Source organism: Ruminococcus flavefaciens MA2007 (assembly GCF_000621845.1).
GTDB lineage: Bacteria > Bacillota > Clostridia > Oscillospirales > Ruminococcaceae > Ruminococcus > Ruminococcus flavefaciens_E.
Genome location: NZ_KK211354.1, coordinates 40,637 through 66,123 on the forward strand (window position 1 = coordinate 40,637; position 25,487 = coordinate 66,123).

A 25,487-nucleotide genomic window follows, 5' to 3' on the forward strand; every position below is an offset into this window, starting at 1 on the left:
TTACTTTGCTGAGTTTTCCTCGTCCTGATGACGGATCTGTGCACGCTTTATCTTGCCGCCCAGTGTCTTAGGCAGTTCCTTTACGTACTCGATAACACGAGGATACTTATATGGAGCAGTCTCATGCTTAACGTGGTCCTGAAGCTCCTTTGTGAGCTCGGGTGACGGAGTATAGCCCTCTGCCAGAACGACTGTAGCCTTTACTACCTGACCTCTGATAGGATCGGGAGCGCCTGTGATAGCGGACTCGACTACGGCAGGGTGGGTGAGAAGTGCGCTCTCTACCTCGAATGGTCCGATACGGTAGCCCGAGCACTTGATAACGTCGTCGTTTCTTCCCACGAACCAGTAATATCCCTTGGAATCGCGCCATGCAACGTCGCCTGTGTCGTAGTTCTCACCGCCGAGAACAGCCTCGGTGAGCTCAGGGTTCTTGTAGTATCCGCAGAACAGACCTGTAGGACGTTCCTTGTCTATGCCGCATACCATGATGCTGCCCTCTTCACCGTCGTCGCACTCTGTACCGTCGGGACGTAGCAGGTGGATATTGTAGAGCGGTGAAGGCTTTCCTGTTGAGCCTGGCTTAGGATCTATCCACGGGAAGTTTGCGATAAGAACGGTGCCCTCTGTCTGACCGAAGCCCTCGCGCATCTTCTTGCCTGTGAGCTCGTAAATACGGTTGAATACCTCGGGATTGAGGGGCTCGCCTGCGTTGCAGAAGTTCTGAATGGAGGAGAGGTCGTACTTTGTCATATCCTCCTGAAGCATGAATCTGTACATTGTAGGCGGTGCACAGAATGTTGTCAGCTTGTAGTGGCTGATAACTTCCAGTATATCCTTTGCGTTGAATCTGCCTGTGAAGTCGTATGCGAACTGTATAGCACCGCATATCCACTGTCCGTATATCTTGCCCCAGCCGAACTTAGCCCAGCCTGAGTCAGATATTGACATATGGAGCTTGTTCTCCTGTACCTGATGCCAGTATTTAGCGGTAACGATGTGACCAAGCGGATGTGCAAAGTTGTGACATACCATTTTAGGCATACCTGTTGAGCCTGATGTGAAGTATATCAGCATGGTATCTGTAGCCTTTGTAGCCTCGGCGCCTGTAGGACGCTCAAAGGTATCGGGATACTTCTCTATCTCGTCCTCGAAGAAGTCCCAGCCCTCGCGTGGCTCTGCAACGGCTATCTTCTTGCGGAGAGTCTCTATCTGAGGAGCAGCTCCGTCTATCTGACCGCGTATGTATTCGTCATCGCAGGCGATGATAGCAGAGATACCTGCCATATTGCCGCGGTAAGCGATATCATGTGTAGTAAAGAGCAGGTTTCCTGGGATAAGGATAACGCCCATTTTGTGGAGAGCGGTAGCTATTACCCAGTACTCCCAGCGGCGGCGGAGTATAAGAAGTACTACATCGCCCTTTTTCAGTCCAAGGCTGCGGAAATAGTTGCAGGTCTTGTTTGAAAGCTTGGAAATATCGGTAAAAGTGAACGTCCTCTCCTGCTTATCGTGACTGAGCCATACAAGAGCCTTTTTCTCGGGCTCCTGCTTTGCCCATTCGTCAACGATGTCCCAGCCGAAGTTGAAGTCTTCGGGAACGTTTACACGGTAATTTTCCTTGAAATCCTCGTATGAATCAAATTCGATACGGGGGAGATATCGGTCTAAAAGCATGATTATAAGAACTCCTTTTTATTTGCCCAAAAGCGGCTTTTATTCAGCGATCATAGTGAGAAATCTTGCTTTGCTGTCGCCCACGCAGCGCTGTCCGTGGAGATAGGTCGGGTTGAAGTATATCGAATCGCCCTCGTGGAGGATGATCTCCTGATCCTCGAATACTACAGCGACAGTTCCCTTGAGAACAAGGTTGAACTCCTGTCCCGAGTGGCTTACGAGCTTTGCGGGCTCGTCCGACGGTTCAAGTGTAACAAGAAGCGGCTGCATAACCTTATCGGCATAGCGGAAAGCGAGATCCTTGAAGCGATAACCTGGGAAACGGCTTATGCTTCTGCCCTTGCCGCGGCGGACAACCTGATAAGTGTCGATACGGCTGGGTTCGCCTGTGACGAGCTCATTGAAATCGACTCCGAATTTGTTTGCAATCTCATAGATGACGCTGATAGGAAAGTCACCGTTCTGTTCATAGCCTGCGTACTGCTCGGCAGTAAGACCAAGCTCCTGTGCAAGCTTTTCCTGTGTGTAGTCGCACACCTCGCGCAGCTCACGGATACGTGCTGCGATCTCATTAATGGTTTCCATAGCGCAACCTCCTCTTTGATAATATACTGAAATACATTTAAACTGTATAAATTTAATGATAGCACATTTTGAAGTCTCTTGTCAAGACATGGGGGTATTTATGGTAAAGAAAAACACTTCCGCGCATAAAAGCAGAAGTGTTTTGTGCTTTTTGCTCATTCGAGCTTATAGGAAGCATTTTTGAGCTGGCAGTATGTATAATTATCCTCTTTATATGTTGTGAAAGTGCCTGTAACGGTGATAAGCGCATTTTCAAACGGATAATCGTCGGGATATTTATAGTCCTTTCCAAGGTCGAATTCAAGTCCCTGCTGACAGCAGGCTGTGGCGTCTGCGATAATAACGGAGAAGTATGTTTTATCCGTGTTTTCGTTGTGATAGGCGTTGAAATTGCCTGTTACCTTGATTTTTTTGCCCATATAGTCATCGGGAGTCGTTATCATGCTGTATACGGTGCTGTAGACCATAGTGCTGCTCATTTTTGTCAGGTCAAGGTCTATGCCGTCGGCAGAGGAGCTTTTTGCGTTATCCGCGGAGCTTTCCGCGCTTTTCTGAGTGTTGCCGCAGCCTGAGAAAAGGGCTGCACACAGGCATAAAACAACTGCAAGCTTTTTCATTTATTTTCCTCTCCTTAGTATGAATGATGTAAGACAGAATATGAAAAAAACGATGATATCTGCCGAAACTATGGTCGAGCCTACGGGAGTTCCTGCAAGTATTGAGATTATTATGCCGAAGAACGCGCAGAGCAGTGAGATTATAACCGAGCAGATTATAACGCTGCGGAAACTCTTGAACACGCGCATTGCCGACAGGGCGGGGAAGATTATCAGTGCCGATATCAGCAAAGAGCCTACGAAGTTCATAGCAATGACGATTATCATGGCTATGACAACTGCGATGAGCAGATTGTAAAGGTCTGAGCGTATACCCGTAGCCTTTGCGAAGCTCTCGTCAAAGGTGACGGCGAATATCTTATTGTAGAATATGAGGAACACGGCAATAACTATGACCGACATTCCCACGCATATCCATACATCGGCAATTGACAGTGTCAGTATAGCCGTTGAGCCGAACAGCGTACTGCACACATCGGCGGTAACGTTGCCCGATGTTCTGCCGCTGCCGCTCTGAGAGGCGATATTCATGAGCATATAGCCAAGAGCGAGGGCTCCCACGGATATCATGGCAATGGCGGCGTCGCCCTTTATCTTGGTATTGCTGCCCGTTCTCAGCAGGAGCACTGCCGAGCATACAGTGACGGGCATGATTATTAGCATATTGTTGGTGACACCCGTGATAGTAGCTACAGCCATAGCGCCGAATGCTACGTGGGAGAGTCCGTCGCCGATGAATGAAAAGCGCTTCATTACCAGTGTTACGCCTAAAAGCGAGGAGCAGAGCGCTATGAGGAGTCCTACTATAAGAGCATAGCGGACTGTGGGCATTTCAAAGTATCTGCCCAGCGTTGAAAACATCTCACTCATCGTCCTCACCTCCCATAACAGAAAGGAAAGCCTGTCCTATCTTGCTGTTCATGTAGTCCTCTTTGGTGCCGAAGAACAGCTGTTTGCCGCCGATATGCAGAATATGGGAAGCATATCTCACAGCGGCGTTCATATCGTGGGATACCATTATGACGGTTATGCTGTCCTTTTTGTTGAGACTGTCGATAAGCTCGTACATCTCGTTGGTAGCCTTTGGATCGAGACCTGTTACGGGCTCGTCAAGGAGTATCATCTTTCTTGCGGCGCAGAGGGCTCTTGCAAGGAGCACTCGCTGCTGCTGACCGCCCGACAGCTCTCTGTAGCAGCGCTTGGTGAGGGGCTCTATCTCAAGTCTCCTCATCATGTCGTGAGCCAGCTTTTTTTCCTCTTTGCTGTAAAACGGACGAAGTCCGCAGCGGTTCATACAGCCTGAGAGAACTATCTCACGCACTGAGGCGGGGAAGTCTCTCTGCACCATAGTCTGCTGCGGAAGATATCCTATCTCATTTTTGCCCATGCCGCCGCAGAGCTCGATATTGCCGCTGACGGGAGGCTTCAGTCCGAGAAGAGCCTTTATAAGCGTACTCTTTCCCGAGCCGTTCTCACCGACTATACAGAGGTAATCGCCGCTGCTGACGGTAAAGTTCAGATTTTTTGCGATAACGTCGCCCTCATAGCCGAGGGAAACGTTATTGCATTTAAGCAATGCGCTCATTAGTCAAGCACCCTCTTCAATGTTTCAAGATTTTCATTCATAAGGGAAATATAGCTTGCTCCGCCGTTTATGTCGTTCTTTGTTACGGACTGGAGCGAATTGAGCTTTTCAATAGCTATGTCCTTTTTCTTTGAGTTTGAGATTATGGACTTGGCAATGGAATCATCGGAGTTTTCGATGATGAATACGGTGTCGAGGTCAAGCTCGTCCACCTTTTCAGCAAGCTTGGCGATAGTCTCGAAGCTTGCGGCAGTTTCTGCTGAGCAGCCCACGAATGCTGCGTAGTAGTCGATATTGTAGTCGTCCACCAGATAGCGGAATGGGAATCTGTCGCCGAAAAGCACGGTCTTGGTCTTGGCGCTGTCAGCCATTTCTGTGAAGCCCTCGTCAAGCTTTTTAAGCTCTGTCTTGTAGGCTTCGAGGTTTGCACGGTACTTGTCCGCGTTATCGGCGTCCTTTTCGCAGATAGAATCGCATATGGCGTCGCAGATGACCTCTGCATTCTTTACAGACAGCCAAACGTGCTCGTCGTACTCGGGACCTTCCTCCTCTTCGCCCTCTTCTTCCTCTTCCTCGGGCTCCATGCCCTCCTTGAGCTCCTCTTCCTTTATGCTCTGTCCGAGGACGTCAAAAAGTCTGAGCACCTTCATATCCTTGTTTTTTGCGTCCTGAAGTGTATCTGTAACCCAGCCCTCTGACTCGCCGCCTACATACATGAGCAGGTCACAGTCTGAGATAGTGAGTATATCCTGTGCCGTGGGCTGATAGTTGTGGAGGTCAACGCCGCTGCCGAGAAGATAAGTCACCTCAGCGCTGTCAGTGTCGCCTATAATATTCTTAGTCCAGTCGTACTCCGAGAAGGTAGTGCAGACTATGCTGAGCTTGCCGTCTTTTTTGGCAGCGCTTGTGCTTGAACAGCCTGCGAATACGGAAGCAGCCAGAACTGCGGATACTGTAAGTGAAAGGGCTTTGCTGAACTTTAACATATGAATAACACCTCATATTTGAATTTGATAATCATTTTCAATTTATTATATACCATGTTTTCGGTTTTGTCAAGAGGGAATTTTCAAATTGATAAAAAAGCCGCGCTGTACTTGACAATTTCCGTACTTTAATGTATAATAAATTCGTAATATTGATAATAGGGGGGCGGTATTATGCCAAAAAACAACAAAGACAAAGAGCTTGACAAAATGTACAAGGAGCTCCTTGAGGCTCGTGACAGCGCCCGTGCTGCAAACAAGAGCGAGGGAAACAGGCTTTTGTCGTTCTTTGTAGGACTTCTTCTGCTGGGCGGCGGACTTTTCATGATATTCCAGAATATCGAGGTCACAAGCTCGTGGGGCTACAGCGGCTCGTTTTTCAGGATAGGCGGCTTCGGACTTCCCAACGGACTGATAATGCTGCCGATAATCATTGGAATTGGTATGCTGTTCCTTATGGAAAAGAAGATATTCGGCTGGGTAGTGCTTTCTCTCGGGATCATAATCGTTCTGCTCAGCGTGATGATGACCACACATCTCCACTGGATACGCTCCAGCGCTTTTACATTTATAGTAATGTTCGGCATGACAGCGGCAGGCGGAGCAATGGTGCTCAAAGAGGTTTTCAGAAAAGACTGAGAAAAAGGCGTAAAGGTAAAACCTTTACGCCTTTTAGTTTCAAGTGTATGGGACGATGCCTGCATCGCCACGTTAGTGATGTTTTATTGACGGGCTGATGTTGGCATCAGCCCCTACAATTTTATTAATTAAGGGCGTGACTTTCGTCACGCCCTCGCTGTTAATGTGTGATATAGGCCGCTATCGGCTCGATGAACTTCTTATCGGTATAATCGCCGGACTTTGAAATGTGCTCTGCCATTGCGATATCATCAGGAGTTTTCTCCTTTTTGCCGTTGAGCATTGCGGCAAAGGTCTTCATGAGCATTTTTGAACCGAGGGGCATTTTATCGTAATCCAGTCCGCCCTCGCAGTAGAATACCTTTACGTATTTTTTCTGCTCGTCGGTAAGTGACTTTTTGAGAAGACTGTCCACTCCCGAATATTTCGCAGGACTTGCTCCTACGCAGAACATAGCGAGCCTTTTGCTCTGCCATTTTTCTATCCTGCTGGTGAACCAGTCTGCCTTGTGTATCTTTTCAACAGCTACCCAGCCGCCGTAGATTATGGCGTCATAGCTGTCGAAATACTTATCGTCCTTTTTGCGGGCGTCCTTTATTGTCATTATCTCGGCGCCCAGCTTTTCTGCCAGCCATTCTGCGTATTTTTTAGTAAAGCCTGTCTGTGATGAATATACGATGATAGTTCTCATATTAATTACCTCTTTTCATGGCAAGTTGAATGTATTTTAGGGATAATTGCAAAGAATAGTGCTGAGATTAAGTGCTTAGTCGAGAGCTGCAAATGCCTGTCTGAGGTCGTCGAGGATATCCTCAACGTTTTCAAGTCCAACTGAGAGTCTTACAAGACCGCCGTTTATGCCTGCTGCAACGAGCTGCTCGTCAGTGAGCTGACGGTGAGTAGCGCTTGCAGGGTGGAGCACGCAGGTACGGATATCAGCAACGTGGACCTCGTTTGAAGCAAGCTTGAGGGAATCCATGAACTTGACAGCTTCGTTTCTGCCGCCCTTGATAATAAAGGAGATAACGCCGCTTGTACCGTCAGGGAGGTACTTCTTAGCCAGCTCGTGGTACTTATTGCTTGCGAGTCCGGGGTAGTTTACTGACTCAACGTGCTTGTTTGCTTCGAGGTATTCGGCTACCTTCATAGCGTTTATGCAGTATTCCTTCATACGGATATGGAGAGTCTCAAGACCGAGATTGAGGTAGAATGCAGACTGTGCCGAAGGATAGCAGCCGAAGTCTCTCATGAGCTGCATTCTTGCCTTGATGATGTATGCAGCCTTGCCGTAGGTCTTTGTATAGATAGTTCCGTGATAGCTCTCGTCAGGCTCTGTGAACTCAGGGAACTTGCCGTTTGTCCAGTCAAAGTTTCCCGAATCAACGATAACGCCGCCGCCCTGAACTGCATGACCGTCCATGTACTTTGTTGTGGAGTGGATAACGATATCAGCTCCGAACTCGATGGGTCTGCAAAGGATAGGTGTTGGGAAGGTGTTGTCGATGATGAGAGGAACGCCGTTTTCGTGAGCTATCTTGGCGAATTTCTCAATATCAAATACTGTGAGGGCAGGGTTTGCGAGAGTTTCGCCGAAAACTGCCTTTGTGTTGGGCTTGAATGCAGCTCTTATCTCAGATTCAGAAGCGTCTGCGTCAACGAAAATACATTCAATGCCAAGTTTTTTCAGTGTGTAAGCGAAAAGGTTTATAGTACCGCCGTAGATAGTAGCAGCTGAGATGAAGCTGTCGCCTGCCTTTAAGATGTTGAGCAGGGAGAGCAGTGAAGCTGCCTGACCGCTGGAGGTACACATTGCACCGATACCGCCCTCGAGAGCGGCTATCTTGTCCTCAACAGCCATAACTGTTGGGTTCTCAAAGCGCGAATAGATAAGGCTTTTGGTGGGATCATCGAATACTGCCGCAACGTCGTCTGTTGAATCGTAAACGTATGTAGTACTCTGTACTATAGGTACGACTCTGGGCTCAGTATTCTTTGGGGTGTAGCCTGCGTGCAGGCATTTGGTTTCGATCTTCATTGTAGGATACCTCCATTATATATATTACTGTGGTTTCCTGTGAACTATGCGCTGGACTTTTGGTACGCAGAATTCGAGGACGGCACAGTATTTGTCAATGATTGTTATGATATATGTTTCCTTGTATTTAGGCATTGGTCTGGTCACGGGCCACATATGCTTCTCTATCATATCACGTTCAAGCTTGGATATTTTTGTTATCTCTGCGGCGTTGGCGCAGGCGAGCATGGCGTGGTTCTCGCTGTGTGAAGCCTGACCTTTCGTCTTCTCCGAGTTGTACTGCTTTCTGTCATAATAGAAAAGGTCATGGAGAAGTCCTGCTCTTGCGGCTGAACGGGCGTTCAGATTGAATTTTCTGCATACCATGTAGGAATAGTACGAGACATTCACGCAGTGCTGGAAGCGAGTCGTTGATATATGGTGGGTGATAGACCTGAGCTCCTGTACCTGCTGACAGCCGATTATATCCTTTACGCAGTCGTAATAGCTGTTGGCGGTGAGCTCTTTTCGGGAACATATGGCTCTGAGCATATCGTTTCCCTCCTTGCTGTCTTTCTCTCTTTACATCGGAAAAATATCCAATATAGATATTATACAATAAAACGCATAAAAAATCAATATAAAAACAGCAAAATATAAAAAAATAAATCCTGCTTGCCGAAGCCTGTCGAAGCCTATGTAAACCATATCTTACAAAAAATACAGAGCGGAACTGTAGGCTTATACAAAAATATTGTAAGAAATCAATAAAAAAAGGTGAGCGTTTTGTGCAGTAGGGACAAAAACAAGAAAAAAATAAATTTCACCGCTTTAAGGTATTGCAAAATGCGGTTCAGAGTGCTATAATTATTCGTGAACTGCGTTAGTCGCAGAATTTTGAAAAGGAGGTTTTTTAACAATGGCGTTAAAAAATCAGTATCTTATCGATCTTTTAGAAACAGTTAAGAAGAGAAATCCAGGCGAGCCTGAGTTTATCCAGGCAGTTACAGAGGTTCTTGAGACTCTCCAGCCCGTTGCTGAGAAGAGACAGGACCTTATCGACGCAGGCGTTTTCGATAGAATCGTAGAGCCTGAGAGACAGATCATATTCCGTGTTCCTTGGGTTGACGACAACGGCAAGGTACAGGTAAACAGAGGCTTCAGAATCCAGTTCAACTCTGCTATCGGACCTTACAAGGGCGGTATCAGACTTCACCCATCAGTATACCTCGGAATCATCAAGTTCCTCGGCTTTGAGCAGGTATTCAAGAACAGCCTTACAACACTGCCTATGGGCGGCGGCAAGGGCGGTTCCGACTTCGATCCTAAGGGCAAGAGCGACGGAGAGATCATGCGTTTCTGCCAGAGCTTCATGACAGAGCTCTGCAAGCACATCGGCGCTGACTGCGACGTTCCTGCTGGTGATATCGGAACAGGCGCAAGAGAGATCGGCTTCATGTTCGGTCAGTACAAGAGAATCCGCAACGAGTTCGTTGGCGTTCTCACAGGTAAGGGCTTAACATACGGCGGTTCACTCGCAAGAACAGAGGCTACAGGCTACGGTCTCTGCTACTTCACAAACGAGATGCTCCAGGCTAACGGCAAGAGCTTCAAGGACCAGACAGTTGTTATCTCAGGTTCAGGCAACGTTGCTATCTATGCTACAGAGAAGGCTACACAGTACGGCGCTAAGGTAGTTACAGTTTCCGACTCTAACGGATATATCTACGATCCGGACGGAATCGAACTTGATCTCGTTAAGCAGATCAAGGAGGTTGAGCGCGGAAGAATCAAGGAGTATGTCGGCAGAACTTCACACAAGAATGCTGAGTACCACGAGGGCAGCGTTTGGACACTCAAGTGCAACGCTGGCGATATCAAGCTTGACATCGCTCTTCCTTGCGCTACACAGAACGAGATCAACGGTGACGGTGCTAAGGCAATCGTTGCTAACGGCGGCTACGCTATATCTGAGGGCGCTAATATGCCTTCAACTCCTGAGGCTATCGAGACATACCTCTCAAATGGTCTCCTCTATGGTCCTGCTAAGGCTGCAAACGCTGGCGGTGTTGCTACATCAGGTCTTGAGATGAGCCAGAACAGCGAGAGACTCAGCTGGACATTTGAAGAGGTTGACGAGAAGCTCCACGGCATCATGAAGTCTATCTTCAAGGCTTGCGATGAGGCTGCTAAGGAGTACGGCATGGCTGGCAACTACATGGCTGGCGCTAACATTGCAGGCTTCCTCAAGGTTGCTGAGGCAATGAAGGCTCAGGGCTGCGTTTGATTAAAGTCTGCACAGTTCAAGCAGTAAAGTAAACTTATTATCTCCCGTTGTGTCACGCGACGGGAGATTTTTTATCTAATAATATGCACAAATCAGGTGACGGCAAATTGTTGAAAACATAGAAATATCAGTTTTAGACAATAGTTATTGCTTGAATGCTTGAAATATGTGCAAAATGTGATATAATACTATTGTGCTTATTTTATCAAAGTTTCAATAATATTTTATCTATTTGGAGGTAACACCGATGAAAAAACCTATCATTACAATAGAACGACAGTACGGAAGCGGCGGAAGCGTCATCGGTAATCTTGTAGCTGAAAAGCTTGGTATCAACTGCTACAATCGTCAGATACTGAAAATGACAGCTGAAAGATGCGGTATTGCTGTTAAAAATCTCGAAAATGCTGAGGAAAATGTTCCCACAAGCTTCCTCTATTCGCTGCTTCTTTCGGCAAATCCCGCAAGGACTATGGAGGAAAACCTTCCTCTTTCAGATAAAGTCTTTATTATGGAGAGCCGTATCATAAACGAGATAGCGGAGCAGGAAAGCAGCTTCGTGCTGGTAGGCAGATGCGGAAATTATATCCTTGAGGATAAGGGCTGCTTCAGCGTTTATATCTACGCCGACACTGAGGCGCGCATAAAACGTGCCATACAGGATTACGGCGTTGAGGAGAAAAAAGCGGAGTCGGTGATGAAAAAGGCTGACAAGCGCCGCGAGACCTTCTACAATGTCAATACAGGCAAAACATGGCAGGACAAGGACCAGTATTCACTTTGCCTCAACAGCGCTCAGCTGGGGGACGAACTCTGCGCAGAGATAATCGTAAAGGCTTATGAGGAATACAACAAGCGATTTGCTGACTAAATAAAGAATAAACAGCTCCTTTTGCGGTACAATAGCTGCAAAGGAGCTGTTTTTATGTGCGTTATACTGATTCGTTCGGTTATCCTGTACGTACTTGTCATATTCGCCGTGAGACTTATGGGTAAGCGGCAGCTTGGGGAGCTCCAGCCCTCGGAGCTGGTCATCACTATCCTTGTTTCCAATATCGCAACACTGCCTATCGAGGACGTGAATATCCCCATAATCGTCGGAGTTACGCCTATTTTGTCGCTGGTGTGCTTTGAGGTCATGGTGTCGTGGATTAATCTCAGACTGCCTGAGCTTCGGCGACTTATCTCGGGAAGTCCTAAGATAATCATCAGGAATGGCTGTATTGAGCGCGATATCATGCGGGAGCTGCGCTTTTCCGTAGATGACCTGCTCATGGCGCTGAGAAGCAAGGATATCTTCGATATAGGCGAGGTCCAGTACGCTATCGTGGAGACTACAGGCAGCGTTTCCGTTATGAAGAAGCAGCCGCTGGATACTCCCACGAGAAAGGATATGAAGATAGCCGCGGAGTGCTCCGAGCCGCCTGTGCTGATAATTGCCGACGGGAAGTTCATACCGCAGGCTATGGAGTCCGTGAAGCTGAGCAAAGCTGCGGTGGAAATGCTGCTTTCCGCAAATAAAATGGTTGTAAATGACGTTTTTATCATGACTGCCGACAGCTCGGGGAGCTGCTTTATTGCGGATAAGCAGGGGACTCCGCCGATGATAGTGACCTTGGGGGAGAAAAAATGACAAGAGTTAAAATAAGCGGAGCGATCCTGCTGCTTCTCATCGGAGTCAGCATATTTTCGAGCTTGTGGGTGAACCGCCGCTGTGACGCCATGCTGTCACAGATAGACGTTATATGCGGACTTGAAGAAAACGGCGATATATCGGGAGCTGCTGAAAAAGCTCGGGAAATCAACGACGAGTGGGAGCATTTCCGTGAATGGGCTTCGGTACTGCTGAAATATGACAAGCTTGTGGAGATAGACCGACTGTGCTCGCGGATAGTTCACCTTGCCGAAAATGAAGAGGACGAGATGACGGCGGAGCTTGCAGAGCTCCGCGATATGCTTGAAATGCTGAAAAGCGGCGAAACGCCGCTCTGGAATAGTGTTTTTTAGTTGAGAATTGAGAGTTCAGAGTTGAGAGTTTAAGGTATCGCTGCGGCGATGTTATAAAAAGGAGAGCTGAGCGTATAAAAACTCTCAACTCTCCACTTTCAACTCTAAACTTACTTTTCCAGTGTTCCGTGTGAAAGAGACTTCAGATAAGCATTGATGAAGCCGTCGATATCACCGTCCATAACTGCCTGAATATTGCCGTTTTCAAAGCCTGTGCGGTGATCCTTTGCAAGGGTGTAGGGCATGAATACATATGAACGTATCTGTGAGCCCCATGCTATCTGGTTCTGAACTCCCTTGATATCCTCGATCTTTTCAAGGTGCTCACGCTCCTTTATCTCGATGAGCTTTGAACGGAGCATCTTCATAGCGTAGTCCTTGTTCTGGTACTGGCTTCGCTGAGTCTGACAGGAAACAACGATACCTGTGGGCTTATGGATAAGACGTACAGCGGAGCTGGTCTTGTTTACCTTCTGACCGCCTGCACCGCTGGAACGGTAAACCTCCATTTCGATGTCCTCGGGACGGATATCAACTTCGATAGAATCGTCGATCTCGGGCATAACTTCGAGAGCCGCAAAAGATGTGTGACGTCTCCCCGAAGCGTCAAATGGCGATATACGCACAAGTCTGTGAACGCCCGACTCGGACTTCATATAGCCGTAAGCATTTTCACCCTCAATAAGGATAGAAGCGGACTTCATACCTGCTTCGTCGCCGTCGAGGTAGTCGAGAAGTTCCACCTTGAAATCGTGGCGCTCAGCCCAGCGGTTGTACATACGGTAGAGCATTTCTGCCCAGTCCTGAGCCTCTGTTCCGCCTGCGCCTGCATGGAATGTGAGGATAGCGTTGGAGTTGTCATACTCGCCTGTGAGGAGAGTAGCCAGCTTTTCGTCCTCCAGCTTGGTTTTGAAGGCGTCGGACTCCTTCTTTATCTCGTCAATGTCGCTCTCGTCGTCAGCTTCGATAGAAAGCTCAATAAGAGTGATGATATCCTCGAGATTTTCGTTGAGCTTATTGTACTTTTCTATCTTCTTTTCAAGAGTTTTTTGCTCTTTCAGCACTTTCTGGGAGTTTTCGAGGTCGTCCCAGAAGCCCTCCTTTGCAGTTTCCTCGCCAAGCTCCGCAACGCGCTTCTTGGCGGCTTCTATATTCAGAACGTCGGCAAGCTCCGCCATTTCCTTGCGGTAGCCCGTCATTTCGACTCTGAGTTCGTCAAGTATTATCATAGTTTCAAATCCTTTCAAACATAGATACATATATTATATCACAGTTTTTGGCGGACTGCAAGGGGGAAAAGAGAAAATTTGCGTTTTTTTGTAGGGAACGTCGCTGAATTGAGAATGGAGAATGTAGGGGCTGCCTTTGGCGGTCCGCGCCTGACAAAACGACTTCAAATGACCGAATGTAGGGGCTGGCGTCCCCGACAGCCCGTCAGTTTCATTGCAATTGTGGGACACCGAGGACGTCGTCCCCTACAATATGTTATTTATATTTGTTGCGTAAAATGCGGACTGCCAAAGGCAGCCCCTACAAAATCTTAGTTCTTAGCTCTTAGTTCTAACAGCTAAAGTCTAACGGCTAAATCGGTCTTGACAAACGCAATATAATCGTGTATAATAGAAAAGTATTCAAAGGCGATGATGAAGAGGAGTACGTGAGATACCCGATTTTCAGAGAGCTGCCGCGCGGTGAAAGGCAGTATGAGGGGCTTGCGGAAGTAGCTTCGGAGCTTCGCATGCCAACGGCTTTGCTCAGTAGTATGCGGCGTGATCCTCACGTTACAGGGGAAGAAGCTGAGCGGCTTCGCAGAGAGCGGGAGATATTCCCGAATTCAGGTGGTAACACGGACTTAGTTCGCCCTGAACCTTAACGGTTCAGGGCGATTTTAATTCATAATGCATAATTATTAATGCATAATTTAAGAGGTCAGCTTCGTTGACGGATTTAAATTATACTGCCGTGAAACGTTTCAAATATATCGCCGTTAGGCGATACCGCTAATTATGAATTATGCATTATGAATTATGAATTGATCGAAAGGAAGATTTGAATGGCAAAGGAACTTGCAAAGGCTTACGATCCAAAGGATTTTGAGGACCGTATCTACGCCGCATGGAACGACAAGGGCTGTTTCCGTGCAGAGGCTGATCCCAAGAAAACGCCCTACACTATAGTTATCCCTCCTCCGAACATCACAGGACAGCTCCATATGGGACACGCCCTCGATGAAACATTACAGGATATCCTTATCCGCTGGAAGAGAATGAGCGGCTACAGTGCACTGTGGCTTCCCGGTACAGACCACGCTGCTATCGCTACAGAGGCTAAGATAGTTGAGGCTATGCGCAAGGAAGGCGTTACAAAGGAGGACCTCGGCAGAGAGGGCTTCATGAAGCGTGCATGGGAGTGGAAGAAGCAGTACGGCGGACGTATCGTTGAGCAGCTCAAGAAGCTGGGCTCCTCATGCGACTGGTCAAGAGAGCGCTTCACCATGGACGAGGGCTGCTCAAAGGCAGTTAAGGAAGTTTTCATCAAGTACTATGAAAAAGGTCTCATTTACAGAGGCGAGCGTATAATCAACTGGTGCCCCAAGTGCCGCACATCACTTTCCGACGCTGAGGTAACATATGAGGATCAGGCTGGTCATTTCTGGCACCTCCGCTATAAGATAAAGGACAGCGACGGCTATCTGGAGCTTGCTACCACACGTCCCGAGACTCTCCTCGGTGATACAGCTGTTGCAGTAAATCCAAAGGACGAGCGCTACACAGACCTCGTTGGCAAGACAGTTATACTGCCTATCGTTCACAGAGAGATACCTATCGTTGCTGACGATTATGTTGAAATGGACTTCGGTACAGGCGTAGTTAAGATAACTCCTGCTCACGATCCTAACGACTTCGAGGTAGGTCTCCGCCACAAGCTGCCCGTTATCAATGTAATGAACGACGACGCTACTATCGTTGACGATTATCCTGCATACGCAGGCATGGACCGCTACGAGGCAAGAAAGAAGATAGTTGAGGACCTCGAAAAGGAAGGCGCTCTCGTTAAGATAGAGGAGTACAGCCATAATGTAGGTACCTGCTACCGCTGCGGAACAACTGTTGAGCCAAAGGTATCAACTCAGTGGTTCGTTAAGATGAAGCCCCTTGCAGAGCCGGCTATAAAGGCTGTAAAGAACGGCGATACAAAGTTCGTTCCCGAGCGTTTTGACAAGATATACTTCCACTGGCTCGAAAACATCAAGGACTGGTGTATCTCCCGTCAGATATGGTGGGGACATCAGATACCTGCATTCTACTGCGACGAGTGCGGCGAAATGGTAGTTACAAAGGAGAGCAGTGCGGTTTGTCCTAAGTGCGGCAAGCCTATGAGACAGGATCCCGATACTCTCGATACATGGTTCAGCTCTGCGCTCTGGCCTTTCTCCACACTGGGCTGGCCCGAGAACACAGAGGACCTCAAGTACTTCTACCCAACAAATACTCTCGTAACAGGCTATGATATCATCTTCTTCTGGGTAATCAGAATGATGTTCAGCGGTCTGGAGAACATGGGCAAGGTACCTTTTGATACAGTTCTTATCCACGGTCTTGTACGTGACGCACAGGGACGCAAGATGTCCAAGTCGCTGGGCAACGGTATCGATCCTCTTGAAGTTATCAACGAGTACGGCGCTGACGCTCTCAGATTCATGCTTGCAACAGGCAACTCACCCGGAAACGATATGCGTTATATCGACGACAAGGTAAAGGCTGCCCGTAACTTCGCAAACAAGCTCTGGAACGCTTCACGTTTCATCATGATGAACCTCCCCGAGGACTTTGAGTTCAAGGGACTTCCAACAGAGCTTGAATTAGAGGACAAGTGGCTTGTAAACAAGTTCAATCAGCTTGCAAAGGAAGTAGGCGAGAACCTGGACAAGTACGAGCTTGGCGTTGCTTCACAGAAGATATACGACTTTATCTGGGACGTATTCTGCGACTGGTACATCGAGCTCACAAAGCCACGTATACAGGCAGGCGGCGAGACAATGGCAAAGGCTCAGGCAGTTCTTGTATGGGCTATGCAGGGGATGCTGAAGCTCCTCCACCCGTTCATGCCGTTCATCACCGAGGAGATATGGCAGGTCCTCAACAACGAGAAGTCCATGATAATCCTCGAAACTTACCCGACTTACGATGCTTCTATCGACTTTACAGCCGAGGAGAAGGCGTTCGAGAAGATAATCTCAGCTATCAAGGCTGTAAGAAATACACGTACAGAAATGAACGTACCGCCGTCGGTAAAGGCTAAGCTCTTCATCGAGACTGCCGACAAGGAGCTCTTCAACTCCTGTGCAGTATTCTTCGAGAAGCTTGCTTCCGCTTCCGCAGTTGAGACAGGCGACAAGTTCGATATCCCCGATTCTGCAAACGCAGTTACAGATTCAGCACGTATCTTTATTCCTATGGACGAGCTGGTTGACAAGGAGAAGGAGATAGCACGTCTCGAAAAGGAAAAGGCAAAGGTTCAGAAGGATATAGACTTCCTCAGCGGAAAGCTCAATAATCATGGCTTTATCGCAAAGGCTCCTGCTCAGCTCATTGACGCTGAAAAGGCTAAGCTTGCAAAGGCTGAGGAGAAAATGGCTAAGATAGAGCAGTCTATCGCAGCATTCAGAAAATAAGCAAAATGGGCGGCATTTATTGCCGCCCATATGTTTTATTAAGAAGTATCATTTGTAGGGGGCGATGCCTACATCGCCCCGAAATATATGGTGATTTATTGTATATAACAGCAAAGCTCCCTATACAGGGAGCTTTTTTGCTGTTATTTTATTATGAAGGAGTAATGATAAGCGCTTATTTTTCCTCGTCCTCAGCTTCATCGGACTTTTCAGAATTTTCGGCTTTTTCAGCCTTGTCGGACTTGCTCTTCTTCTCGGACTTCTTTTCGTCCTCGCTGTCCTTTTCGTCAGCCTCGTCTTCGTCCTCTTCCTCGGACTTTTCCTCGTTCTTGCTGTTATTCTTGGACTTGCTCTTTTCAGACTCATCGTCCTTTGACTGCTCGACTACCTTTTCATCGAGAGTTACCTTGACGGTCTTGTTCTCGTCGTCTCTTACAAAGGTTATCTCGATCTCTTCGCCTGCGGAGTGCTTGTTGAGCTGAGCAATGAGCTCCTCGTTTGAAGCAACCTTTTCGCCGTCGACCTCAGTGATGATATCGCCCTTGCGGAGACCTGCCTTTTCAGCGGCACTGCCCTTGTTTACGGCATAAACATAGATACCTGTCGGCCAGTCGTACATCTTTGCGTCAGTCTCGGATACAGTCTGAGCGCTGATACCCAGCTGCGGCTTGCCTGTTACATAGCCGAACTTCATAAGGTCGTCAATGATAGAAGAAGTAAGATTTGAGGGGATAGCAAAGCCGATACCCTCGATAGAAGCTCCCGATGATGAGTATGAAGATGACATCTTAGAGGAGTTGATACCGATTACCTGACCATACTTGTTGATAAGTGGACCGCCTGAGTTTCCTGAATTGATAGCGGCATCGGTCTGGATAAGGTTCATAGCCTTGTCGTTGATAGTGATGTTTCTGTTAAGACCTGATATCATACCGCCTGTAACGGTGTCCATGAGCTCAAAGCCGAGAGGATTGCCGATAGCGATAACTGATTCGCCAAGTCTGAGCTCGTCGCTGTTGCCGAATTCAGCGGCTGTAAGACCTGTTGCGTCTATTTTCAGAACTGCAAGGTCGCAGTCTGTATCATAACCGATTATCTCAGCGTCATATGTCTTGTCGTCATCGAGAACTACTGAAACGCTGTCTGCTTTTTCTCCGCCGTATTCGCCGTCGTAGATAACATGAGCGTTTGTGACGATATATCCGTTTTCTGAGATTATAACACCTGTACCTGTGCCCTTGTATTCTCTTGTTACAGGCTCACTGCTTCTGTTGTTGCCGCCGAAGCCGTTGCCGAAACCGTTTCCGAAGCCGAAACCGAAATCAAAGAAGTCCTCAAAGCCGTCGAGACCGCTGCTTATGGTCTGCTCAGTGGTGAATGTTGATTCGATACCTACTACAGAGGGGAGTACCTTTTCAACTATCTCTTCATTTGAGAGAGCGTTTCCGCCGATCTCCTGAGGCTTGATAAGGCTTACTGCCTTTGAAGCGAGGAGTTCTTTAGTAGCTTCCTTTGTGGTGGACTTTGCGTCGTCTTCAAGTTCCTCGATGACTGAATCACCTGAGAAGTTCTCGCCTGCGAAGTAGCGGTAAGCACCGATTGAGCCGCCTGATACTAAAGCCATAGCCATGATAAAGGCAGTTACCTTCAGACCTGTGTGCTTTTTCTTTTTGGGAGCCTCAGCGCTGTCGGTACTGAAGCCGTTATAATTCTCACCGTTGTTATTTGGGCTCTGCTGGTTATTGTAATTGTAGTTATACTCACTCATATTATTCACGTTCCTTTTCAATTATTTTTCTGAGGTTCTCCCTCAGCCTGTGATTATATTATATTAGCCCTTTGTGATATTAATTTGCGGCAAATGTAATGTTTTTGAGAATTTTATGTGTAATTTCTATCACAATTCGGGTTTGAATGTGAAAAAACAGCCAATTGTCCTTAGCCGTTAGCTATTAGATTGTATGGGACGGCGTCCTCGACGTCCCATTTAAGAGACGCCTTTACTTGCAAGGCGACACTAATCGTGTCCGGCACCCTCTGTCCTTCGGACACCTCCCTACACTGTAGGGAGTCACTCTTGACCTGACCAAAGGAACACAGTCCCTTTGGAATCCCGTTCATAGTATCAGCATAAATAACAGTTCACTAATTACCCAAATTACTTGCATTATTCTGATATATATGATATAAGCGCGGAGCCCACGCCGCCTTTTTCACGTTAAAGTTATTATAAACATTAGTTTTTTAGCCGCGAATGTTGCTTTTTCTGTTTTTTTATGATATAATAAAAATATTATATATTATTAAGGAAAGGAAAACTATGGACAGTTCAGATATATGGAAGATAGTTCTTGTAGTTGCGATGATGATATTTTCCGCGATATTTTCAAGCACAGAGACCGCCTTTTCCAGCGTGAACAAGCTTCGCCTGAAGAATTATGAGGCTCAGGGCAGCAAAAAAGCAAAAAAAGCCCTGAAGCTTGCAAACCGCTTCGACGAGGTGCTGACGGCAGTCCTTATCGGCAACAATATCGTCAATATCGCCACATCGTCTGTTAGCACTATCATATTTATAAGTATAATGGGCAGCAAAGGCGCAGCGGTGTCCACTATTGTGATAACCGTGCTTGTGCTTATCTTCTGCGAGGTGCTCCCAAAGTCCTACGCCAAGAAAAATGCTGAAAAACTGGCGTTGGCATTTGCGACGCCCCTTTCGTTCCTTGTTATGGTGTTCAAGCCCTTTGTGTGGCTGCTGAACAAGCTCTCGTCAGCTATTGCCAAAGGCGATGAAGCTCCCAGCGTTACCGAGGACGAGCTGAAATACATGATAGACGAGATAGAGGAGCAGGGCGTTATCGAGGAGCAGGAGAGCGAGCTGGTAAAGAGCGCTCTTGAATTTGACGAGATAACCATAAACGAGATACTTATCCCCCGTGTCAAGGTCATAGGCGTGGAGCTTGGCTCTACTATCGACGAGATAAAGGAGATATTCAGCAGCGAGATGTACTCCCGTCTGCCAGTTTATGAGAAGAGCCTTGACAATATTGTGGGTATCATCACAAACAAGGCGTTCTTCAAAATGCTTGTTGAGGGCGGAAACGATGTGAACTCCATTATACAGGAAGTCCCTCACATTGCCGATACCAAGCTCATAAGCGAGGCTATGCGCGATATGCAGCGCTCAAAGGTACACCTTGCAGTAGTTATCGACCAGTATGGCGGCACCAAGGGTATCGTTACCCTTGAGGATATCATCGAGGAGCTCGTCGGCGAGATATACGACGAGGACGATGAGATAGAGACCAATATAATGATGCTTGCTCCCGATAAATACGAGGTCGCAGGCGATATGAGCATAAGCGATATGCTGGAAATGCTTGACCTTGACGAGGACATGATAACCACGGATTATACCTCCGTAGGCGGCTGGGTGACAGATGTCATGGAGCATATCCCCGAGGCAGGCGAGACCGCCGAGAGCGGTATCTTCCGCATAACTGCCGCCGAGGTAAACGAGCAGAACGTTGAAAAGGTCATTATCGAGGTGCTTCCCACCGACGATGATGACGAAGAAGACGAGGACGAAGAATAGTATTGTAGGGGCGGATATTATCCGCCCATGCGATTATCAGGGGTGAAGCCATGAAAAAGAAAAGCGGCAAGGCGTATATAATTTCGGGAGCAATACTGCTTTTGGCAGGTATACTGGCTAATATCCGGACTATATTCCTGCTGGTCAGCATTCTTACAGCTCCCGAGCCTGAGGGAATAGGCATTATCGGCGGTGCGGACGCTCCCACTGCGATATTCCTGACAGACAGGCTGTTCGGGGAGCTCAATATCATTGAAAAGGCAGGACTTCTGCTGATAATTATAGCTCCTGTGCTGATTATTATAGGTATAGTAAAATGCCTATGTAAGAAACGCCGTTCCAAGGATTCGGAATAACCATTTGTAGGGGACGGCGTCCCACAATTGCAACGGAACTAACGGGCTGTCGGGGACGCCAGCCCCTACAATGATTTCATGTTATTTGCAACGTAATTGACGGGACGCCGAGGGCGGCGTCCCCTACAAAAGAACCCGAAACAGTATAACTGTTTCGGGTTCTTTGTCATTCTACAGTGCCCTCGCTTCTGCCGATAGTGAGGACGAAGCCCTTGTTTATAGGCATTATGCCCTGCGGCTCAACGGTCTTTACCGTATTGTCGGGGAGCTTTACGCTCCATGTATCGTTGGTGAGATTGCGCAGAGCGTGCTTGCTTGGATCTTTCTTGTTGCGTACTACCTCGCCGATGACCTTGTGGAAGTCGCCGTCGGTATCGCCTGTCATGCCCTCGTAGAGCTTAGCTCCGCCGAATGAGGGCAGCTCGAAGCGCTTGAACTTTATGCTCTCTGTGCAGGTGAGCTGACCGCCGCAGTACATACAATTCACGGAGTATTTCGGCGCGATGAATGTTTCCTTGCCGCAGTGAGGGCAGGGGACAGTCTCGCTTCTGAGCCTTACGAAAGCGTCAAGCCATGTGAGCTCGATAACGCGGTCATATGGGGGCTTAACTGAGCCCTTTCCGAAGGACTGAATGAACAGATCACGGATATAGTCTGGGTATATCTTCCAGAAACGGAGAGTATTTGTGTTGAGCTGATTGTTTGCGGCATTTCTGTCGTCCTCGGGATCGAGAACGAAAACAGGATCGCTGCCGTAGAATTTCTTCTCAAGCTCTGGAGTCATACACGGGGGAGTAGAATACTTGCCCTCCAGAGGGTGCTCGATGAACAGCATACGGAACAGGATAACAGCCAGCGAGAAGCGGTCAGAGCGCTTGTCGGGAGCTCCGCCGAGAACTACCTCGGGAGCCATATAGCGCTGTTTGCCTGCGATACCGAAGTTTACGCCGCGCTCGGAAACATTGTCGTTGTCGCATATGAGAACGTCGCCGTTCTGCGGATTTATGAAGAAGTTTCCGTTATTCAGGTCCTGATAGCTGTAGCCGTCGTTGTGGAGAGCGCGGAAGCCCTCGATGATATTGATAGCTGCGTTGCAGCGAGCAGTAATATTTGCGAAGCTTGCCTTCATGCGGCGTGTCTTGGGATCCCACAGCAGAAAGCGCGTAAGCTCCTCATAGCCCTTTGGACGGAGTGGCATGATGTAGCCGAAGCTGCCGTCTATCCAGTTGGAGAGCTCCTCAGGCCAGAGGAATGCGCTTGTGGGAGCGCCTTTTTTTATGTTAGCCTTGAGGTTTTCGTAGAATTCCTGCGGGTTCTTCATTTTGTCGATAGTGGACTTGTGATACCATTTCAGCGCCATTTCCTTGCCGCCGCACTCGACTCTGTAGACATTGCCCTGTCCGCCGCCGCCGAGGAATTCGAGAATGGTAAATGTGGAATTATATACAGTTCTGCCCTTGTATCCTACTTTTAGTTCTGCCATGGTGTACTCCTTTCGATATGGATATTACTGGTTTGAAAAGCTTTCGTTCTGAGGACGTGTTGTTACAGCAGGCTCAGATGTATAAGTTGAAGCCTCTGTAGTTTCTGTCTTTGCTGCTTCTGTTGCTGCAGGAGCAGCAGGTGCAACGGTATTCTGACAGAGCCAGTCGCACCATGTTGCGTAGTATTTTGCAAGAACGTGAACGCCGTCGCTGGCGTAATCAGCTGTAAGTGCGCCGTTTTCGTCGTCAAAGACTCCGTTTACGCATATATAGAAGGTCTTTTTGTTGTCGGCGAGCTCCTGTATCCTGCTGTTGAGGATATCGATGCGCTCGTTGGTTATATACTGAGTCTGACCTGCTGTGGTAACGTGGAGATTTCCCTGTAAGTATATAAGGGCGTCGGGCTGTGCCTGACGAATGCCGTCCACAAGCTTTCTGTAAGCCGCAACAGTGTATTCAAAGTCGTTGCCTACCTCGTTGATTCCAAGCATTACGTAAATTTTGCCGTATTTCTTGCCGCTGAGGAACTCCCAGATGGTCTTGCCGTTTACATAGGAGTTATCTATCTTATACGCCGAAAGACCGATATCGCAGAAGTAATCCGCATTTTTAAGGGTACCGTAGTTCGAGATGCCTACTGTACGTGAATCGCCGATAAACAGTGCGTCATCGAAGTACTCGGGACCGCTCTGCACCCAGTTTACGGGAGAAGTAGTAGGCTCTGCAGGCTGTTCCTGTGTGGCAGGAGCAGTTGTTTCGCCCTCTGATGTGGGCTGAGCCTCTGTTGTGCTCTCCTGAGAAGCTGTGGTAGTTGTCTCAGCCGCAGGTGCAGCAGCAGAGGGCTCCTTTGCGGCAGCCTTTGGCGTGACCAATTCGCTGTCCTTCCAAATCTGCTTATATATGTACGGTGAAGCCACCAGACAGGTGAGCAGAAGTATCACCGTGTATATGCATTGTTTAAACTTGCTCAATTTTTTCTCTCCTTAGAATCTGAAATACATGAATGGATCGTCCATGCCTCTGTACATACAGTATACAGCCGCACAGAATACCAGAATCAGCAGTATTGCTGTTAAAATGGAATGCTTTATCTTCTTGTAGACAGCCTCGGGTATCCTTGTGGAGAACAGGAGAGCCGCTGCGAAGTATTTCCAGTATTTCGTCCAGTAAAATGCGTAGTCCTTGTCCATAATGGCGAAAGTCTTCTGAGGCAGGAACGGGATAAGCCTTTTGAAGTATATTCCCAGCTCATGGAAGTCCGTAATTGCGAATAACAGCCATGTTACGGGGATTATCACCAGCATATACAAGTGACCGAGGGGCTTTATCCTGTTCAGAGTCTTGCCTGTCCAGAATTTTTCCGTCATGATAATGATGAAGAGCACCAGTCCCCACAGTACGAAGTTCCAGCTTGCGCCGTGCCACAGACCTGTGAACAGCCAAACAACAAGCATATTGAACACCATTCGTCCCTCGCCCTTGCGGTTTCCGCCGAGAGGGATATAGATGTAGTCCTTGAACCATGAGCCAAGAGTCATATGCCAGCGGCGCCAGAATTCGGTCATAGTCAGCGACATATAAGGGTGGTCGAAATTCTTTGGAAGCTCGAAGCCCATTACCCTGCCCAGACCTATCGCCATGAGTGAATAGCCGCAGAAGTCGAAGTAGAGCTGGAATGAGTAAGCAAATATACCCAGCCATGCAAGCCTTGATGATATGCTCTCATAGCCTATCATGGAGATATCGCTCCACAGACCGCCTATCTGATTGGCGATAAGCACCTTGTAGCCCAGACCGATAGTAAAGGTCTTGAGACCGTCCTCGACCTGTGCAATGGTGTGGGTACGGCTTTTCAGTTCCTTTGCGACGTGGTCAAAGGTAACGATAGGACCTGCGATGAGCTGAGGGAACATAGTGATGTATGCGCCGTAGTTGACGAGGTTCTTTTCGGCTTTAGCCTTGCCGCGGTATATGTCGATTATGTAGGATACGTTCTGGAATGTGTAGAAGCTGATACCGATAGGCAGGATTATATTTTTCAGCGTCAGGCTCTGGTGGAAGATATTGTTGATATTTTCCGTGCCGAAAGTCCAGTATTTGAAGAAGATAAGCCACCAGAAGTTGAAAACTATGCCAAAGAACAGCCAGAGCTTCTTAACGTAGCGGCTGTTCTCGATGAACTGCGCTACGATGAAGTTCAGAAGCACCGTCAGCAGGAAAAGCAGGATATACACGGGCTTTTTTACGCCGAAGCTGTAGAACAGGACGCTTCCTGTGAATATCACAAGGTTCTGATACTCTATCCTTGTGGAGGAGTAGGCGTGTGCAAGGAGAAATCCCGTTGTCAGCAGGAATATCAGTACGGGTACGGGCTTGAAAAGTCCGTGGTCGTGGAACAGGACATAGCCTGCAACGGCGCTTGCCACGATTATTACGTCACATCGGTACCGCTTTTCGGGAGCTGTGCAGGACTCGAACAAAAGCCAGAACACAGCCGCCAAGTAGAGCGCAATGTTGAGAACGCTCGTCAGGTGCAGTACGCCGAAAACGGCGTAGCCTGCAATTATGCTCGATACGACTAAAACGATGTTTCTGTATTTTTTCTCAGACGCCGAATAGGCAATCAAAAAAACAGGCAGGAATATGAAAATAAATTCCAAGCTGCTGAAAACCAAATATACCACCCTTTAATTAATTCATTTATTATCAAAACGCAGAATGTCATAGTATGTATTATCTGCGGAAAATAGCGTTATAAAAACTCATACATTACTATTTTACACGTTTGATATATAAATGTCAATACCTTTGGAATAATGTAGCAATTTGCAGTAAACAGCCGCTTTTTAGCGATTAGTTATTAGTGATTAGTGATTAGCAGAACTAAGAGCTGAGAACTAAGAATGTAGGGGCTGCCTTTGGCAGTCCGCGCCTAACGAAATAACCCCGAATATCTATTTGTAGGGGCGCCGTTTCGGCGCCC

The 25,487-nt window shown here is 47.8% G+C and carries 22 protein-coding genes and 1 other annotated feature; of the genes, 8 read left to right on the top strand and 14 right to left on the bottom strand.

Annotated features, from left to right (window positions below; translation table 11 throughout):
- The 6 genes from T497_RS0111810 to T497_RS0111835 form a co-directional block, all read right to left on the bottom strand.
- The gene (locus T497_RS0111810) at positions 1-1,677 is read right to left on the bottom strand and encodes an AMP-binding protein (protein ID WP_028515788.1); all 1,677 of its coding nucleotides are present in this window, start codon (positions 1,675-1,677) and stop codon (positions 1-3) included.
- A gap of 39 nt (positions 1,678-1,716) precedes the next feature.
- Positions 1,717-2,262, bottom strand: coding sequence for a helix-turn-helix domain-containing protein (locus tag T497_RS0111815; RefSeq protein WP_028515789.1), 546 nt, complete (start codon positions 2,260-2,262; stop codon positions 1,717-1,719).
- A 155-nt stretch (positions 2,263-2,417) separates the two neighbouring features.
- Positions 2,418-2,879 (bottom strand): hypothetical protein, encoded by a 462-nt coding sequence (locus T497_RS16750; RefSeq protein WP_051530648.1) that lies wholly within the window; start codon positions 2,877-2,879, stop codon positions 2,418-2,420.
- Positions 2,880-3,749, bottom strand: a complete 870-nt coding sequence (locus T497_RS0111825; RefSeq protein WP_028515790.1) for a metal ABC transporter permease — start codon at positions 3,747-3,749, stop codon at positions 2,880-2,882. It lies immediately after the preceding gene.
- On the bottom strand, positions 3,742-4,464 hold the full coding sequence (locus tag T497_RS0111830; protein ID WP_028515791.1) for a metal ABC transporter ATP-binding protein: 723 nt from the start codon (positions 4,462-4,464) through the stop codon (positions 3,742-3,744). Before T497_RS0111830 ends, T497_RS0111825 begins: the two co-directional genes overlap by 8 nt.
- Entirely contained in the window at positions 4,464-5,450 is a 987-nt protein-coding gene (locus T497_RS0111835; RefSeq protein ID WP_028515792.1) for a metal ABC transporter substrate-binding protein, read from the bottom strand. Before T497_RS0111835 ends, T497_RS0111830 begins: the two co-directional genes overlap by 1 nt.
- Positions 5,451-5,624: 174 nt before the next feature.
- Between T497_RS0111835 and T497_RS17670 the strand changes: the two genes are divergently transcribed.
- Complete coding sequence (locus tag T497_RS17670) at positions 5,625-6,089, top strand: hypothetical protein (RefSeq protein WP_028515793.1); 465 nt, start codon at positions 5,625-5,627, stop codon at positions 6,087-6,089.
- 160 nt (positions 6,090-6,249) lie between these two features.
- Here the strand turns inward: T497_RS17670 and T497_RS0111845 are convergent, their stop codons facing one another.
- The 3 genes from T497_RS0111845 to T497_RS0111855 all read right to left on the bottom strand — a co-directional run bounded on the left by T497_RS0111845 (position 6,250) and on the right by T497_RS0111855 (position 8,655).
- On the bottom strand, positions 6,250-6,780 hold the full coding sequence (locus T497_RS0111845; RefSeq protein WP_028515794.1) for a flavodoxin domain-containing protein: 531 nt from the start codon (positions 6,778-6,780) through the stop codon (positions 6,250-6,252).
- Positions 6,781-6,855: 75 nt separating this feature from the next.
- Complete coding sequence (locus T497_RS0111850) at positions 6,856-8,124, bottom strand: O-acetylhomoserine aminocarboxypropyltransferase/cysteine synthase family protein (protein ID WP_028515795.1); 1,269 nt, start codon at positions 8,122-8,124, stop codon at positions 6,856-6,858.
- Positions 8,125-8,148: 24 nt separating this feature from the next.
- Positions 8,149-8,655, bottom strand: a complete 507-nt coding sequence (locus tag T497_RS0111855) for an HD domain-containing protein (RefSeq protein WP_028515796.1) — start codon at positions 8,653-8,655, stop codon at positions 8,149-8,151.
- A gap of 367 nt (positions 8,656-9,022) precedes the next feature.
- Here T497_RS0111855 and gdhA point away from each other — a divergent pair, with 367 nt between their 5' ends.
- The 4 genes from gdhA (at position 9,023) to T497_RS0111875 (ending at position 12,397) form a co-directional block, all read left to right on the top strand.
- The gene (gdhA, locus tag T497_RS0111860; RefSeq protein ID WP_028515797.1) at positions 9,023-10,390 is read left to right on the top strand and encodes an NADP-specific glutamate dehydrogenase; all 1,368 of its coding nucleotides are present in this window, start codon (positions 9,023-9,025) and stop codon (positions 10,388-10,390) included.
- A 247-nt stretch (positions 10,391-10,637) separates the two neighbouring features.
- On the top strand, positions 10,638-11,261 hold the full coding sequence (locus T497_RS16760; RefSeq protein WP_037325043.1) for an AAA family ATPase: 624 nt from the start codon (positions 10,638-10,640) through the stop codon (positions 11,259-11,261).
- Positions 11,262-11,315: 54 nt separating this feature from the next.
- Positions 11,316-12,023, top strand: a complete 708-nt coding sequence (locus T497_RS16765; protein WP_080693371.1) for a DUF421 domain-containing protein — start codon at positions 11,316-11,318, stop codon at positions 12,021-12,023.
- The gene (locus tag T497_RS0111875; RefSeq protein ID WP_028515798.1) at positions 12,020-12,397 is read left to right on the top strand and encodes a DUF4363 family protein; all 378 of its coding nucleotides are present in this window, start codon (positions 12,020-12,022) and stop codon (positions 12,395-12,397) included. Before T497_RS16765 ends, T497_RS0111875 begins: the two co-directional genes overlap by 4 nt.
- A gap of 110 nt (positions 12,398-12,507) precedes the next feature.
- On the opposite strand, the gene prfB is transcribed toward T497_RS0111875, so the two are convergent.
- A complete protein-coding gene (gene prfB, locus T497_RS0111880) occupies positions 12,508-13,626 on the bottom strand; it encodes a peptide chain release factor 2 (protein ID WP_028515799.1) in 1,119 nt (372 codons plus the stop codon).
- A gap of 402 nt (positions 13,627-14,028) precedes the next feature.
- Positions 14,029-14,265: a binding site (T-box leader), on the top strand.
- A gap of 185 nt (positions 14,266-14,450) precedes the next feature.
- Between prfB and T497_RS0111885 the strand changes: the two genes are divergently transcribed.
- On the top strand, positions 14,451-17,072 hold the full coding sequence (locus T497_RS0111885) for a valine--tRNA ligase (protein ID WP_028515800.1): 2,622 nt from the start codon (positions 14,451-14,453) through the stop codon (positions 17,070-17,072).
- Positions 17,073-17,247: 175 nt separating this feature from the next.
- Here T497_RS0111885 and T497_RS16770 read toward each other — a convergent pair whose 3' ends face one another.
- On the bottom strand, positions 17,248-18,840 hold the full coding sequence (locus T497_RS16770) for a S1C family serine protease (protein WP_051530649.1): 1,593 nt from the start codon (positions 18,838-18,840) through the stop codon (positions 17,248-17,250).
- Positions 18,841-19,392: 552 nt separating this feature from the next.
- On the opposite strand from T497_RS16770, the gene T497_RS0111895 reads away from it, so the two are divergent.
- The gene (locus T497_RS0111895) at positions 19,393-20,664 is read left to right on the top strand and encodes a hemolysin family protein (RefSeq protein ID WP_028515801.1); all 1,272 of its coding nucleotides are present in this window, start codon (positions 19,393-19,395) and stop codon (positions 20,662-20,664) included.
- Between the two features lie 50 nt (positions 20,665-20,714).
- Positions 20,715-21,020, top strand: coding sequence for a hypothetical protein (locus tag T497_RS0111900; RefSeq protein WP_028515802.1), 306 nt, complete (start codon positions 20,715-20,717; stop codon positions 21,018-21,020).
- Positions 21,021-21,186: 166 nt separating this feature from the next.
- On the opposite strand, the gene T497_RS0111905 is transcribed toward T497_RS0111900, so the two are convergent.
- The 3 genes from T497_RS0111905 to T497_RS0111915 are packed head-to-tail and all read right to left on the bottom strand — an operon-like array spanning position 21,187 to position 25,179.
- Positions 21,187-22,503 carry a protein kinase domain-containing protein gene (locus T497_RS0111905; RefSeq protein ID WP_028515803.1) on the bottom strand — a complete coding sequence of 439 codons (1,317 nt, stop codon included), beginning with the start codon at positions 22,501-22,503 and terminating at the stop codon, positions 21,187-21,189.
- 24 nt (positions 22,504-22,527) lie between these two features.
- Positions 22,528-23,475 (bottom strand): GDSL-type esterase/lipase family protein, encoded by a 948-nt coding sequence (locus T497_RS17675; RefSeq protein ID WP_051530650.1) that lies wholly within the window; start codon positions 23,473-23,475, stop codon positions 22,528-22,530.
- A gap of 12 nt (positions 23,476-23,487) precedes the next feature.
- Positions 23,488-25,179, bottom strand: a complete 1,692-nt coding sequence (locus T497_RS0111915; RefSeq protein ID WP_028515804.1) for an MBOAT family O-acyltransferase — start codon at positions 25,177-25,179, stop codon at positions 23,488-23,490.
- Between the last annotated feature and the right edge of the window lie 308 nt (positions 25,180-25,487).

Bases quoted from the DNA above. Each gene is read 5' to 3' on its own strand.
- T497_RS0111885 (WP_028515800.1), top strand. From the start codon at position 14,451: ATGGCAAAGGAACTTGCAAAGGCTTACGATCCAAAGGATTTTGAGGAC.
- T497_RS0111825 (WP_028515790.1), bottom strand. From the start codon at position 3,749: ATGAGTGAGATGTTTTCAACGCTGGGCAGATACTTTGAAATGCCCACA.
- T497_RS0111830 (WP_028515791.1), bottom strand. From the start codon at position 4,464: ATGAGCGCATTGCTTAAATGCAATAACGTTTCCCTCGGCTATGAGGGC.
- prfB (WP_028515799.1), bottom strand. From the start codon at position 13,626: ATGATAATACTTGACGAACTCAGAGTCGAAATGACGGGCTACCGCAAG.
- T497_RS16760 (WP_037325043.1), top strand. From the start codon at position 10,638: ATGAAAAAACCTATCATTACAATAGAACGACAGTACGGAAGCGGCGGA.
- T497_RS0111835 (WP_028515792.1), bottom strand. From the start codon at position 5,450: ATGTTAAAGTTCAGCAAAGCCCTTTCACTTACAGTATCCGCAGTTCTG.
- T497_RS0111845 (WP_028515794.1), bottom strand. From the start codon at position 6,780: ATGAGAACTATCATCGTATATTCATCACAGACAGGCTTTACTAAAAAA.
- T497_RS16765 (WP_080693371.1), top strand. From the start codon at position 11,316: ATGTGCGTTATACTGATTCGTTCGGTTATCCTGTACGTACTTGTCATA.
- T497_RS16750 (WP_051530648.1), bottom strand. From the start codon at position 2,879: ATGAAAAAGCTTGCAGTTGTTTTATGCCTGTGTGCAGCCCTTTTCTCA.
- T497_RS16770 (WP_051530649.1), bottom strand. From the start codon at position 18,840: ATGAGTGAGTATAACTACAATTACAATAACCAGCAGAGCCCAAATAAC.
- T497_RS0111855 (WP_028515796.1), bottom strand. From the start codon at position 8,655: ATGCTCAGAGCCATATGTTCCCGAAAAGAGCTCACCGCCAACAGCTAT.
- T497_RS0111875 (WP_028515798.1), top strand. From the start codon at position 12,020: ATGACAAGAGTTAAAATAAGCGGAGCGATCCTGCTGCTTCTCATCGGA.
- gdhA (WP_028515797.1), top strand. From the start codon at position 9,023: ATGGCGTTAAAAAATCAGTATCTTATCGATCTTTTAGAAACAGTTAAG.
- T497_RS0111850 (WP_028515795.1), bottom strand. From the start codon at position 8,124: ATGAAGATCGAAACCAAATGCCTGCACGCAGGCTACACCCCAAAGAAT.
- T497_RS0111905 (WP_028515803.1), bottom strand. From the start codon at position 22,503: ATGGCAGAACTAAAAGTAGGATACAAGGGCAGAACTGTATATAATTCC.
- T497_RS0111810 (WP_028515788.1), bottom strand. From the start codon at position 1,677: ATGCTTTTAGACCGATATCTCCCCCGTATCGAATTTGATTCATACGAG.
- T497_RS0111895 (WP_028515801.1), top strand. From the start codon at position 19,393: ATGGACAGTTCAGATATATGGAAGATAGTTCTTGTAGTTGCGATGATG.
- T497_RS17670 (WP_028515793.1), top strand. From the start codon at position 5,625: ATGCCAAAAAACAACAAAGACAAAGAGCTTGACAAAATGTACAAGGAG.
- T497_RS0111900 (WP_028515802.1), top strand. From the start codon at position 20,715: ATGAAAAAGAAAAGCGGCAAGGCGTATATAATTTCGGGAGCAATACTG.
- T497_RS0111815 (WP_028515789.1), bottom strand. From the start codon at position 2,262: ATGGAAACCATTAATGAGATCGCAGCACGTATCCGTGAGCTGCGCGAG.